This is a genomic window from Haladaptatus sp. CMAA 1909, assembly GCF_043952005.1.
Taxonomy (GTDB): Archaea; Halobacteriota; Halobacteria; order Halobacteriales; family Haladaptataceae; genus Haladaptatus.
In genome coordinates this window covers 2,359,456-2,371,563 of record NZ_JBIOAV010000001.1, presented here as the reverse complement: position 1 = coordinate 2,371,563, position 12,108 = coordinate 2,359,456, and the positions used below count along the sequence as shown (strand labels likewise).

Sequence of the window (12,108 nt, the reverse complement as noted above, 5' to 3'; positions counted from 1 at the left end):
AACGAGGAGAACCGCCACGAGCTCGATTCATTCTGAAGCAGTTAGATATATGCCTTGTGGCTCCCTCGATAGTGAAAACTACATGGCGGACGTGGATTCGATTTCGATCGGTCACGACTTTCCCGCTCAACTTCGGGTTCTTCACGTCGACAACGACGAGCATTTCCTTCGACTGTCTCGGCGGACGCTGGAACGTGAGGACGACATCGAGGAGGTCATCTGCGTCACGAACACCGACGACGCTGTCGAATATCTTTTCGAACGCGATATCGCCATCCACTGTGTCGTCAGCGATTACGAACTCGACGATGGTTCGGGACTCGATCTCCTCGAAACGGTACGCGAAACCCGCCCGTACCTCCCGTTCATCGTGTTCACCGGGACGGGAAACGAGGATGTCGCCAGCAGCGCAATCTCCTCGGGCGCGACGAACTACCTCCAGAAAGGGACGTCGGGCGCTCGGTTCGTCACTCTCACGTCGCAAATCAAACAAGCGGTCTCACGCCGATACATCGAGAAACAGGTTCACCGGGGTTTTCGGGCCATCGACACTACCCGCGAAGGTATCGCCTTGCTCACGAACGACTTCCGGTTCAACTACGTCAACGAAGCCTACGCCGAGTTGTTCGACTACGACTCCCGGACGCTCGTCGGCCGGAAGTGGGGAACGACGCTCACGGACGACGCCGTGGACTTCCTCTCCTCGGAGGTCGTTTCGACGGTCGATTCCGAGGGGGAGTGGAGCGGTGAAATCACGGGCGAACGACGGGATGGAAGAACGCTTACGCTGACGCTCACCGTCTCCGCCGTCGCCGACGACGAGTACGTGTGTGCGGTTCGGGACGTGACCGAGCGCAGGGAGTGGGAAGACGCGCTCGTGCAGGAAAACGAGCGCCTCGACGAGTTCGCGAGTCGGGTCTCCCACGACCTCCGTGGCCCCTTGAGCATCATCTACGGCTATCTCAACCTCGCCCGCGAGACGGGCGAATCGGACCATTTCGACGAAATCGAAGGGGCGGCCGACCGAATCGAGGCCATCATCTCCGACCTGCTCGAAATCGCCCGCGAGGGGGAGACGACGTTGGAACCGGAGACGGTTTCCCTCGAAGCGTTCGCCGCGGACGTGTGGGATGGCATCGAGAGCGAATCCGCGACGCTCGACACCGAATCAGCGGACGGACGAATCCTCGCCGACCGTGACCGCACGACGGAACTGTTCGCAAACCTGTTTCGGAACGCGGTCGAACACGGCGGTCCCGAAGTCACCGTCTCCGTCGGCACGACGTCCGGCGGGTTTTACGTCGCGGATGACGGCCCCGGAATTCCTGAGGGACGCCGCGAACGGGTGTTGCAGTCCGGCTATTCGACCGAAGAGTCGGGTACCGGCCTCGGGTTACCCATCGTCCAACAGATCGCGGACTCTCACGGGTGGCAACTCTCCATCGACGAAAGCGACGCCGGTGGCACACGGTTTTCGTTCTCCGGAGTCGAACGTCTCCACGCGGAGTGACTCGTCCGGCGACATCGCTTTCTCCGCTCCTGCCGAGTTTTACCTATGGCAGAGCGTGTGCCCATCGCCGACTGGGGGGCAATCGAAACCAATCTCCGGCGGTTCGCGCCGGACGTCGACGACCACGGACCGAAACTCGTCGCGCGGATGGGCGTCGCCCGATTTACCGTCGCACAGGACGGGCACGTGACGGCCGGAATGCCCTTCCACGAGTTCGACGGGCGGGCGGACTCGGTGGTCTTCGACCACGACGCGGGCGCGATTCGAATCGAGCGGGCGGGTTTGACCTACGTGTTCCGCAAGCCGTAGCGCAAGCGACTTCTCGCCACGCTCCGACCACCCGACAATGGCATTCGACGCGGTGACGGTCGGGAGCGCGCTGGTGGACCACATGTACTCGCTGTCGAACCTCCCCGAACCCGACGGCGGGGCGTTCGTCCGCGACGAATCGCGGTCCGCCGGCGGCGTCGCCGCCAACGTCGCCACCGCCCTCACGCGACTCGGACGCGAAACCGGCGTCGTCGCGCGCGTCGGCGACGACGAGGAGGGAGAGTTCGTCGAAACCGACCTCGAAAAGCGCGGCATCGACGCGACCCGGGTTCGCCGCGGCGACGAAGACTCCTCGTACTGTCTCATTCTCCGCGACCCGGACGGGGAGCGCATGATTATCGCGGGCGGCGATGCGGTTCCCACGCTTCGATTAACCGACGCGGACCTCGATTATCTTCGCAAAGCGCGTGTCGCCTTCACCAGCGCCTACGCACCCGACGAGGTCGTTTCCCGTCTCGTCTCCGCCCGGAGAGCGGGCGACCTGCCACCGCTCGCCTTCGACCTCTCCGGGCCGCTCTCGGAACTCGACGGCCGAGGCGTCACTCGCGAGACGTTGGACGAGGCGCTCTCCGTCTTCGACCTGTTGGTCACGAGCGAGGTACCGGTCCGATCGTACCTCGGCGTCGGTCCGCGCGAAGCGGTCGCGGAGCTTCGCGCCCGCGACGTCGAACGCGGCGTAGTCACCCGGGGGCGGGACGGCGCGCTCCTGTTCGACGAAGCGGACGTCACCGAGATTCCCGCCTTCGACGTGCCCGTCGCCGACACGACCGGCGCGGGCGACGCCCACACCGCCGGACTGATTCACCGATGGCTCCTCGGGGAGCGGAGTGCGGAGGAGGCAGGTCGATTCGCGGCCGCCGTGGCGGCGCTCAACTGCGGTGCGGAGGGTGCGAGAGGCGGCTTTCCGACCGAAGAAGACGTCGAAGCGTTTCTATGAACGGTTCGTCTCACAGCTTCTTTTTCATCTCCACGACCGTTCCCGTCACGCCCGTCGACTCGCGACTCGAAAACTCGTGGTCGCGTTGCCTCACGCGCTCGTATCCGGGTGATTCGTAGAACGGAACCGCGTTCAGCGACGCCGCGAGGCCGAGCGTTCGCGTGTCTTGCTCGCTCGCGCGACACTCTAACTCCGTGAGGACCGCGGACCCCACTCCCGTTCGGGCGACGGACGGATGGACGTATACGCCGGTGACTTCGCCGTCTACCGCCGCCGCGTGCTCTTCCGGCGGTTCGAACCGGACGGTACCGAACGCCACGATGTCCTCGTCCTCCGCGACGACGAACGCGCCCGCATCGGCTTCGATGGCCGCCGCGTACTCCGCCGAATCGCAGCCTTTCGCCCACGCGGCCACCTGCCGTTCGTCGTAGCCCTCGCGTCCGAGTTCCGCGATGGATTCGGCGTGGACCGCCCGTACCGCCTCGACATCGTCGGTCGTCGCGTCGCGAACGTGCATACACTGTCGTTCGGCGTGAACGAGGTATTTCGGTCGGTCGTGCAGATGCGTCTGTCCGACCTCCTCGCCACCGATCGGGACATTTCGAAACCGTTACCCCGCGTTTCCGAACTCAGACCCTCGAAACCAGCTCTCGCACCTTCGATTCGTCCACGCGGTTCGTCGTCTCTTCGCCCTCCTTCAGCGCGGTGCCGACGATCGCGCCGTCCGCGATGTCGAGGAGGTCGCGCACGTTCTCGGCCGTCGTGCCGCTGCCGAGGAACACCGGCGCGTCGGACCCGATTTCGTCCCGGCAGGAGACGACGGATTCCAGCACGTCGGTGTCGACTTCGTGGCCGGTACCGACGCCGCTCACGACCACGCCGTCCGCGCGGCCGCGGCCGAGGGTTTCGTCCACCAGTTCGGTCGCGGGCCGGTCGGCCAGCGGCGCGGAGTGTTTCACCTCCACGTCGGCGAGGATTTTCACGTCGGAGTCGAGCTCGTCGCGGAGGCGGAGCGTCTCGTGCGCTCGCCCCTCGACGACGCCTTGGTCGGTCAGGCGCGCGCCGGTGTGGACGTTCACGCGGACGAACTGTGCGTCGGCGGCCGTCGCAATCGAGAGCGCCGCTTCGGCGTCGTTTCGCAGGATGTTCACGCCGATGGGGCAGTCCACGGCCTGTCGGAGTTCGGTGACGACGCGCGTCATCGAGGCGACGACGTGTTTCGGCACGTCGTCGGGGTAGAACGGCGAGTCGCCGAAGTTCTCCACCATGATGGCGTCCACGCCGCCGGATTCGAGCGCGTGGGCGTCGGTGAGCGCGCGGGTTCGGAGGGCGTCGAAGTTCCCGTCGAAACCGGGCGAACCCGGAAGCGCGGGAAGGTGAACCATGCCGACGACGGCGTCGTCCGTCTCGAAGATGCTCATACTCGGGTCTCGTCGCGCTTCGAAGTAAACGAACCGAGTCACTACGTTTGCTGTTGACCATTCGACACCACAAAGTTTCTACCCACGTAGCCGTGAGTCACCGACGGTCCAAACAATGACGAACACGAGTTTACAGACCGAGCGCGTTCCGCGGTTGGTTAGGGAAGTCCTCGGAAAGCGGACGGTCACGGACGTGATACCGGCGGACGAGGGCATCGACGACGTGTTCTTCGTCACCGTCGAGATGCCGGACGGGGACCGGAACTGCGTGTTGAAATCCTGTTCCTTCGTGGACCCCACGTCGTTTCGGGCCGAACCGAGGGTCCTCGATTTCGTGAGTCGCCGAACCGACATCCCGGTCCCCGACGTTCTCGGCTACGTGGACGACCACGACGAGGTGTCCGCACCGTTCTTCCTAATGAACCGCGCGCCCGGCGAGGCGGTTTCTGGCCCCGAGTCACTGACCGACGACGCCCTCTCCCGCACCGCCCGCGACGCCGGACGCCATCTCGGCCAACTCCACGCGGCCGCCACGTTCGACGGCTACGGGTGGCTTCGTGCGGGCGTGGACGCCGACAGCGAACCGATCGTCGACGACCTTTCGATCGCGGACCTCGAACCCGATTGGCCCGCCCGCCTTCGCGCCGACGCCGAGGAGAACCTCGCACGCATTGAGGACGGACGGTTCGCCGAGTTGACCGACGAACTTCGCGCTGGACTCGACGAATATCTCGAAGCCGTCCCCGACACCCCCGACCCGGTACTGCTCCACGACGACTACCGATTCGGGAACCTCCTCCTCGACCCTGAAACGGGTGCCGTCCGGACGGTCCTCGATTGGGGTAACCAGTTCACGGGCCATCACGAGTACGACCTCGCAACAACCGAACACCACCTCTGCGGTCGTCTGCCGCTCGACGCCGACCAACGAAAAGTCGTCCACGACTCGCTGTTGGCGGGCTATCGGGAAACCAACGAGGTGACGCCCGACGACGGTTTCAAACGACGACAGCGGGCCTATCGTTTCGTCGCGCAACTCTCCGCGCTCGCGTGGTTCGACCTCTGGTATCGCGGTAGTGACGACCTCGAAAAAGACGCGACGCGGCAGAGAGAACTCGTGCTATCGTTGCTTCCCTGAACGCGGTTCGACTGCTCCGCCCGCACGCTCCGTTTTACTCGTCCGTTTCGTCCGTTTCGCCTACTTCGTCCGCTTCGCCCGCTTCGAACTCCGACGCTTCGTCGTCTTCGTGTTTCAGGTTCCAGAACGCCTCCAGAATCACCCGTTTCGTCACCGCGCCCTGCGTCGTCCAGTGGTGGGCGTAGTCCAGCATGTCGTCGTAGATGCTCGGCTTGCACCCCGCCGCCTTCGGATGGCCGCCGCCGTTGACCTGGCGTGCGACCTCGTGGCAGCGCTCGAACTCGTCGGTGCCGCGGATGCTCGCGCTTCCGGCGGGTTTGACGACGACCGAGGCGTCCGCGCCGCGTTCGCGCATCGCCTCCGCGACCTCGTTCTGCGAACAGCGGCCGTAGGTGACGCCCACCGTCCAGTCGCCGATCTGCTTCATGTCGGCGCGTTCGACCGCTCGTTCGATGAGGGCCTCCTTCTCGACGCGCTGTTCCGCGAGGAACGCCCCGACGTCCTCCGGGAGGTCCGCGCCGTGCGCTTGGATGACTTCCATGTACTCCTCGGGTTCCGCCCAGTAGGAGTAGTCCGCGAGGTCGTCGCTTCGCGGGTCGTTTCGAAGCCAGAGGTCGTGATCACGCGTGACTTCCGCGAGTTCGACGAGGTAGTCCGGGAAGTCGTAGTCGAGCGATCGGGCGACCACGTCCGCGGTGCACTCCTCGTCCGACTCGCCGACGACGAGTTCGATGCCGAGGGCGCGAACCGCGTCGGCCACCGCGTCGTCCCACTGGTGATGGTCGAACCAGAACACCTCTTCGGCCTCCTCGACCAGCGTTTCGAGTTCCGTCGCGATGGGTTCGTAGGCGTCGGGACAGAGGTCGCAAATGAACACCGTCGCGCCGGGTTCGCTGTACGCAACGACCCGTTCGATCGCGTCCGCGAGGTCGTGCGGTCCCGCGGGGATGAGGGCTGTCTCCCCGAACGCTTCGCGTACGAGCGCCGTCGCGGCCAATCCGTCGGCGTCCGGGTCGGCGACGACCGCCCGTTCCGCACCCGTCAGTTCTTCCTTCGCTTCCTGTTCTTCCTGCCGTGCTTCGAGCGAATCGGGGAAGAAAAAGCCCTCGCCCGGGAGGAGGGATTTTCGTTCGAGCGAGAGGTTTTCGTCGTCGATGACCCAATCTTTCATACCACCACTCCGACCCGAGTCGCAAAGAGTTCCCGGTTATGAATCGACCGGAGAAGAACGACGGTTTCGCGGCCTGAAGGCTTCGTTTCGACCGAAAAGGGATTGAATCCACTTCGCTTCCGTCACTCAGATGTCCACCGAAGCGAACCGCCGATAGCCGAGTATCACCGGAATCACGGCCCACGCGACCAGGACGAGGAGTGCAAACCAACCGGTGTTGTAGAACGAACTGACCGCCCCGTTCGTGTGGACGAGGGTATTCATTCCGTTCGAATACGCTTGAATCGGACTGAGGCTGTCGACGGCCACCGCCCATTCGGGTCGGCCGCCGGACGGCCTCGAAAATCCGTTCAGAACGTACCGAAGCAGCTGCGCGATTGACGACCAGCCGATGAGCGTCAGGAGGAGAAAGCCGATGCTCGTCGCCATCGCGCGGTTGCTCGTCGGCGAGGCCGCCGAGAAGCAAACCCCCGACGCCGTGTACGCCGCAGTAAGTAACAGCACGAGGACGAGGAACGAGAGGTAACTCCCGACCTGAACGGTACCACCGAACACGAGGAACGCGATGGTCGCGGTGAAGATACCGACCATCGTCGCCGTGCCGACGACCGCCGCACGTCCCACGGCCATTCCGGTGACGACATCCCGACGGGTGTACGGCAACGCGAGTAGCAGTTTGAGGCTCCCGAGTTCGCGTTCACCGGCGATGGCGTCGTAGCTCATCATCAGCGCCGATAGGGGGACCAAGAAAACCACGAACCCGACCACGGAGAAGAAGTCGGCATCGCCGGGCGCGTTCGTTCTACTCATCCCCATGTAGACGGGGACGGTGAGAAAGAGGACGAAGGTGATGGCGGCGATGCCGAGCGACCACTTTCGGTACGCGTCGAGGAAATTTTTCTTCGCCATAATGCGCCATCTCATGCGGGCACCTCCGCCGTGTACGTGGTGAACAGGTCTTCGAGCGACGCTTCCTCGGTTTCGAAGTCCTCGACGGTGACGCCGGTCGATTCGATTGTATCGAGAACACGTTTCTTCGCTTGGTTTCGACAACCGACGACGAGCGTCGTCTCCTCGGCCGTGACGTTCTCGACGCCCTCGACCGAGCGCACCCGTTCGATGGTTCCTTCCGGAAGACGACTCACTTCCACGGTCAACGACACGCCGCCGCCGACGGCCCGACGGAGGCCGTCGATGGAGTCCACCGTGACCAACTCGCCGTCGTCGAGAATCGCGACCCGGTCACAGACGGCTTCGACCTGTTCCAGAATGTGACTGGAGAAGAAGACGGTCGTGCCGCGATCGCGCTCCTCGCGGATGATTTCGCGCATCGCTAATGCACCGTTCGGGTCCAGTCCCGTGGTCGGCTCGTCCAGGATGAGCAGGTCGGGATCGCCGACGAGCGCCATGCCGAGGATGAGTCGCTGGGTCATCCCCTTCGAGAATCCCTCGGCGCGCCGGTCGGCGGCCTCCGGGATGCCGACTCGGTCCAGTATCCGGTCCGGGTCGTCGTCCACGCCGCGAGTCTCGATGACGAATTCGAGGTGTTGACGCGCCGTGAGGTGGTCGTACGCGTGGTAGGCGTCCGGGAGGACGCCGATTCGTTCGTGAACGCTTCGGGTTTCTCGCTGGGCGTCGTGCCCGAAGATGGTGACTGTCCCCTCCGTCGGCCGAACGTAGTCGAGGATGATATCGATAGTCGTCGATTTTCCCGCGCCGTTGGGGCCGAGAAAGCCGAACACCTCCCCGTCCTCGATTCGGAGGTTCAAGTTACGGAGGGCGACGACGTTCCCGAACCGTTTGGAGACGCCGTTCAATTCGATGGCGGTCATGAAGAAATCATTGCATCATCCCGCTATATATCTTCCCTACGCCTCGCTGGGGTCCAGTTGCCGAACCGTCAGCACGGGCGTCGGGCACGTTCGAACGACGCGCTCCGCGACGCTCCCGATGAGAAAGCGGTTCTCCCCGTGTCGCCCCCGCGTCCCCGTGGCCACCATGTCCGCGTCGTGTTCGCGGGCGTACTCCCTGATTTCGGCGGCGGGGTCACCCTCCCGAACGGCGGTGACGACGCTCCCGCCCGTGCGTTCGCGTATCGATTCGAGCGCCTCCTCGCCCTGTGCTTCGAGCGCGTCCTGGAACTCTTCGCGGAGCGTTTCCGGGGAGGAGTCCACCTCGCCCGCATCGACGACGTAGAGGGCGTGAACGTCGGCGTCGAATCGACGCGCGAGGTCGAGTGCGACCGTCACTGCCCGTTCGACGCTCTCGGAACCATCGGTGGCGATAACGACGGTGTCTATCATCGTTCGTTCTTCCTCTGTCATCGTTATTAAAGACTGAGTGACTAAATTGCGTCAATCCAAACTGCTAAGGTTCATGGTGCATGTTATCAGCACGCCCGACGGGGCAAGGTTGCACTCAGACCGCAATCACTCCCGATTGCGGTTTGTTCATACACGATATATTGTCCCACAGCGTAGCGGATACGCTCACCTTCCACTTCCGCGACGGGTCCGTCGCGAGTTGCTACGCTTTCCCGCCATTCGAGCGATTCGCGCGGAATGTGCGAATCGCTTACGCTCATCAGTCCCGTTTCGAGGTTTCGAAGGAATCTCGCCGACGACGGGAGAAGGTTTTTTGCCCGTCTTCGCGCACCCTCGGGTATGTCCGAGTCGCCAGTCGAAGTGAACACGGTACTCGTTCCGGTGGACGGAAGCGACGAATCGGTGCGCGCCGTCGAATACGGGGTCTCTGTCGCCGAACGATACGGTGCCGGCGTCCACGCCCTCTACGTCTTCGGTGAGGAGGTATCCCGCGCCATCGAGACGGGCACCATCGAGGAGGACGACATCATCGACGAAACGGAATCGTTCATCGACAGCGCCCGCGCCATCGCTGCGGAGTCGGACGTCGAACTCCGCAGTTCCATCGCATACGGCTTCTCGACCAGACGCAAACTCCAACATCCCGGGAGCGCCGTCCTCGACTGCGCCGACGAAATCGACGCCGACTTCCTCGTCATCCCGCGGGAACCGCTCTCCGGGGAACCCGGCGAGGTGTTGGAGAAAGCGGCGGAGTACGTGCTTCTCTACGCCAGCCAACCCGTTCTTTCGGTCTGATTTTCGCCCCGTCCCTTCGTCCCTCCAGCGATTCCACCCCCTCAATTCGAAGTCGCTTTCCCGCGAACCGCGATGACACAACAACGTTTTTACGGGAAAAACGCACCCATCGGTGTATGGACGGTTCGACGCCGAACGCCACGGCGCACTCACGGGCGATGCCGCACTGGGAATCCGTCATCGCCGACATGGAAGCGACGACGGCGGAGTACGACGACGAGGGATGGGACACCGTAGAACTCCATCCCGGAGACGTCACTCCGATCTGGACGGACGAGGACGGCGAGTTCGGTCTGGACGTACTCGTCCCCGATAACGAGTTCGAGGACTTGGAGGAACTGATGGACGGCGGCGTCTCGTTCGACGCCTTCGAGGCCTATCGCGCCCTCGCCGACGGACTCGTCTTCGCCGTCATCGCCATGGAGGACCGCGGGAGCGAAACGGCGGTTCTCTACCCGGTGTACTACGACGTTCAGGGTGCAGAGGAGATGCTTTCCGACGCGGTAGAGGCGGGGAAGATGTACTCGTTCATCCGGACGCTGGGCGAGGACCGCATCCGGTTCACGCACGACGACCCGTCGCTGTTCCAACCGCCCGAGGAAGCCGAAACCGAGGACGCGAAACCGACCGAAGAATCCGACGCGAACACCGCGCCGGACGAGTAAAACTACTTCTCGCCGCCGATATCGTGCCCGCAGTGTGGACACTTTATCTCGTCGTGGCGAAGTTCCTCGCTCGATTCGCGGACCTCGCGCATGACGCTCGAAATCTTGTCCTCGGCCGCGAGTTCGTCGGCGACGGCGAGGTCCACGCCCTCGACTTCGAGCAGGAATTTCGCCACCTCCGTCACCTCGTACATCACGTCGTCCAGTTCCTCGGCCGTGAAAAAGCCGGACATCGCGCCGTAGAGGAACGTCGCGCCCGCCTTTCTGACCTTCTCCTCGAATGCCGATCGCGCCTGATTCACCGCTTGCGGGGTGTAGGTGTCGGTCATGAACGGGACGAGATACGGGAGGTTGTTTCCGATTTTCGTCATCTCGACGCCCGTTTCCGTTCGGAAGTCGGCACACAGGCGCGCGATCGCCCACTCGCGCGCGGTGACGTATGTTCGGTCGCGAAGGAACTCGTTGACCCGGTCGTACTCCGCTCCGTCCATCTTCTTGAAGCGCGCGTACTTCTGCACTTCCGGCGGGATTTCGGGAACCGAATCCGTTTCCTCGGCGTCCGTCTTCTCGGTTCCCGTCGTCCCATCAACCGCCGCTTCGCCGCCGGCGTCGGTCGCTCCGTCGGCGTCACCGGTCGCGTTCGACGTCCCGTCGTCGGCCAACTGCTGTGACACTCCCTCGTTCGTTTCGTGGGGATGTTCCTCGTCTGCGTGTTCGTCTTCGGCCTCCGGCGCGGACGGGGAGGGGTCGTTCGACATAGTCCGTCGTTACCGAGCGGAGTGCAAAAGCGTATCGCACCCAACTGTTTTGATACCCGGCGGGAATGGAGGTAGTATGAAGGTCTTACTGGGAATCGGTGGGAGCGATGACTCTCTGACCGCGCTCGAACGAACGGTATCGCGCGCGGTTGCGGCCGACGACGAACTGACGGTTGCGCTACTCGACAATCCACAGAGCGACCGGGGAAAGGACGACATCCGCGAGAAAGCGGAAGCCGTGCTGGACGACGCCGAACTGGAGGCGTCCGTTCGGGACATCTCGGGCGACCCCGGAAGCCGCCTGCTCGACGTCGCGGAAAGCGAGGGGTTCGAGCAGATAGTCCTCGGCGGCGGCCAGCGCAGTCCAATGGGGAAAATCCGGCTCGGTCAGATCGCCGAATTCGTCCTGTTGAACTCCCACGTCTCGGTGAAACTGGTACGATGACCCCCGACCGACGCTTCCCGGACGAACCTGCCGGCCCGTTCCCGGAGCCGCCACAGGCGTTCAACGACCGCGAGGGGAGGGAAATCGAGATTCGTCCCTTCAAGGAGGGGAACGAGGAGGACCTCATCTCGATGTACGTCGATTTCGACCCGGCGGACCGGGCACAGGGAATTCCGCCGGCAACGGAGTATCGGGTGCGCGACTGGGTGGAGACCCTGACCGAGGGGGACGGGCTGAACGTCGTCGCGTGGAACGGAGATACCGTCGCCGGCCACGCGACGCTCGTCCCGGACGGAGATTCGGCGTACGAACTGGCCATCTTCGTCCATCAGGACTACCAGCGGGCGGGTATCGGTTCACACCTCATCCGGACCCTGCTCGGCTACGGACGGGCACAGGACATCGACAAGGTCTGGCTGACGGTCGAACGCTGGAACCGCGCCGCGGTCAACCTCTACCGAAACGTCGGGTTCGAAACCGCGGACGCGGAAAGCTTCGAGTTGGAAATGGTGTTGCGGCTCTGAGGTTCGACGACGATTTCCACTTCATCCGTTCGTTCCTCCCGACGATACCGTTTCTAAACCGATAGCCGGAATTTCCCTTTCGTTCCGGTG

At 63.7% G+C, this 12,108-nt stretch carries 15 protein-coding genes; 8 read left to right on the top strand and 7 right to left on the bottom strand.

Features of this window, described 5'->3' with window-relative positions:
• Nucleotides 1-49: 49 nt before the first annotated feature.
• The 3 genes from ACGYLY_RS12980 to ACGYLY_RS12970 are packed head-to-tail and all read left to right on the top strand — an operon-like array spanning nucleotide 50 to nucleotide 2,777.
• Nucleotides 50-1,510: an ATP-binding protein gene (locus ACGYLY_RS12980; RefSeq protein ID WP_395291146.1), complete on the top strand. Its 1,461-nt coding sequence runs from the start codon at nucleotides 50-52 to the stop codon at nucleotides 1,508-1,510.
• Between the two features lie 45 nt (nucleotides 1,511-1,555).
• Nucleotides 1,556-1,819, top strand: coding sequence for a hypothetical protein (locus ACGYLY_RS12975; protein WP_395281200.1), 264 nt, complete (start codon nucleotides 1,556-1,558; stop codon nucleotides 1,817-1,819).
• Nucleotides 1,820-1,856: 37 nt separating this feature from the next.
• Nucleotides 1,857-2,777 carry a carbohydrate kinase family protein gene (locus ACGYLY_RS12970; protein ID WP_395281202.1) on the top strand — a complete coding sequence of 307 codons (921 nt, stop codon included), beginning with the start codon at nucleotides 1,857-1,859 and terminating at the stop codon, nucleotides 2,775-2,777.
• Between the two features lie 10 nt (nucleotides 2,778-2,787).
• Here the strand turns inward: ACGYLY_RS12970 and ACGYLY_RS12965 are convergent, their stop codons facing one another.
• A complete protein-coding gene (locus ACGYLY_RS12965; protein WP_395281204.1) occupies nucleotides 2,788-3,294 on the bottom strand; it encodes a GNAT family N-acetyltransferase in 507 nt (168 codons plus the stop codon).
• A 112-nt stretch (nucleotides 3,295-3,406) separates the two neighbouring features.
• The gene (locus tag ACGYLY_RS12960) at nucleotides 3,407-4,198 is read right to left on the bottom strand and encodes a BtpA/SgcQ family protein (RefSeq protein ID WP_395281205.1); all 792 of its coding nucleotides are present in this window, start codon (nucleotides 4,196-4,198) and stop codon (nucleotides 3,407-3,409) included.
• A gap of 115 nt (nucleotides 4,199-4,313) precedes the next feature.
• Between ACGYLY_RS12960 and ACGYLY_RS12955 the strand changes: the two genes are divergently transcribed.
• Nucleotides 4,314-5,336 (top strand): phosphotransferase family protein, encoded by a 1,023-nt coding sequence (locus ACGYLY_RS12955; protein ID WP_395281206.1) that lies wholly within the window; start codon nucleotides 4,314-4,316, stop codon nucleotides 5,334-5,336.
• 34 nt (nucleotides 5,337-5,370) lie between these two features.
• On the opposite strand, the gene ACGYLY_RS12950 is transcribed toward ACGYLY_RS12955, so the two are convergent.
• From ACGYLY_RS12950 to ACGYLY_RS12935, 4 genes are all read right to left on the bottom strand, one after another.
• Entirely contained in the window at nucleotides 5,371-6,507 is a 1,137-nt protein-coding gene (locus ACGYLY_RS12950; protein WP_395281207.1) for a DHH family phosphoesterase, read from the bottom strand.
• Between the two features lie 126 nt (nucleotides 6,508-6,633).
• On the bottom strand, nucleotides 6,634-7,431 hold the full coding sequence (locus tag ACGYLY_RS12945) for an ABC transporter permease subunit (RefSeq protein WP_395281208.1): 798 nt from the start codon (nucleotides 7,429-7,431) through the stop codon (nucleotides 6,634-6,636).
• On the bottom strand, nucleotides 7,428-8,339 hold the full coding sequence (locus tag ACGYLY_RS12940; RefSeq protein WP_395281209.1) for an ATP-binding cassette domain-containing protein: 912 nt from the start codon (nucleotides 8,337-8,339) through the stop codon (nucleotides 7,428-7,430). Before ACGYLY_RS12940 ends, ACGYLY_RS12945 begins: the two co-directional genes overlap by 4 nt.
• 36 nt (nucleotides 8,340-8,375) lie before the next feature.
• Entirely contained in the window at nucleotides 8,376-8,810 is a 435-nt protein-coding gene (locus ACGYLY_RS12935; protein ID WP_395284110.1) for a universal stress protein, read from the bottom strand.
• 360 nt (nucleotides 8,811-9,170) lie between these two features.
• On the opposite strand from ACGYLY_RS12935, the gene ACGYLY_RS12930 reads away from it, so the two are divergent.
• Together ACGYLY_RS12930 and ACGYLY_RS12925 are read left to right on the top strand one after the other, a co-directional pair.
• Nucleotides 9,171-9,626, top strand: coding sequence for a universal stress protein (locus tag ACGYLY_RS12930; protein ID WP_395281211.1), 456 nt, complete (start codon nucleotides 9,171-9,173; stop codon nucleotides 9,624-9,626).
• A 116-nt stretch (nucleotides 9,627-9,742) separates the two neighbouring features.
• Complete coding sequence (locus ACGYLY_RS12925; protein ID WP_395281212.1) at nucleotides 9,743-10,291, top strand: hypothetical protein; 549 nt, start codon at nucleotides 9,743-9,745, stop codon at nucleotides 10,289-10,291.
• A gap of 2 nt (nucleotides 10,292-10,293) precedes the next feature.
• Here ACGYLY_RS12925 and ACGYLY_RS12920 read toward each other — a convergent pair whose 3' ends face one another.
• Nucleotides 10,294-11,049 carry a DUF5806 family protein gene (locus ACGYLY_RS12920; protein ID WP_395281213.1) on the bottom strand — a complete coding sequence of 252 codons (756 nt, stop codon included), beginning with the start codon at nucleotides 11,047-11,049 and terminating at the stop codon, nucleotides 10,294-10,296.
• A gap of 76 nt (nucleotides 11,050-11,125) precedes the next feature.
• Between ACGYLY_RS12920 and ACGYLY_RS12915 the strand changes: the two genes are divergently transcribed.
• Both ACGYLY_RS12915 and ACGYLY_RS12910 read left to right on the top strand, forming a co-directional pair.
• Complete coding sequence (locus ACGYLY_RS12915; RefSeq protein ID WP_395281214.1) at nucleotides 11,126-11,494, top strand: universal stress protein; 369 nt, start codon at nucleotides 11,126-11,128, stop codon at nucleotides 11,492-11,494.
• Nucleotides 11,491-12,018: a GNAT family N-acetyltransferase gene (locus ACGYLY_RS12910; RefSeq protein ID WP_395281215.1), complete on the top strand. Its 528-nt coding sequence runs from the start codon at nucleotides 11,491-11,493 to the stop codon at nucleotides 12,016-12,018. The genes ACGYLY_RS12915 and ACGYLY_RS12910 overlap by 4 nt, the downstream gene beginning before the upstream one ends.
• Nucleotides 12,019-12,108 lie beyond the last annotated feature (90 nt).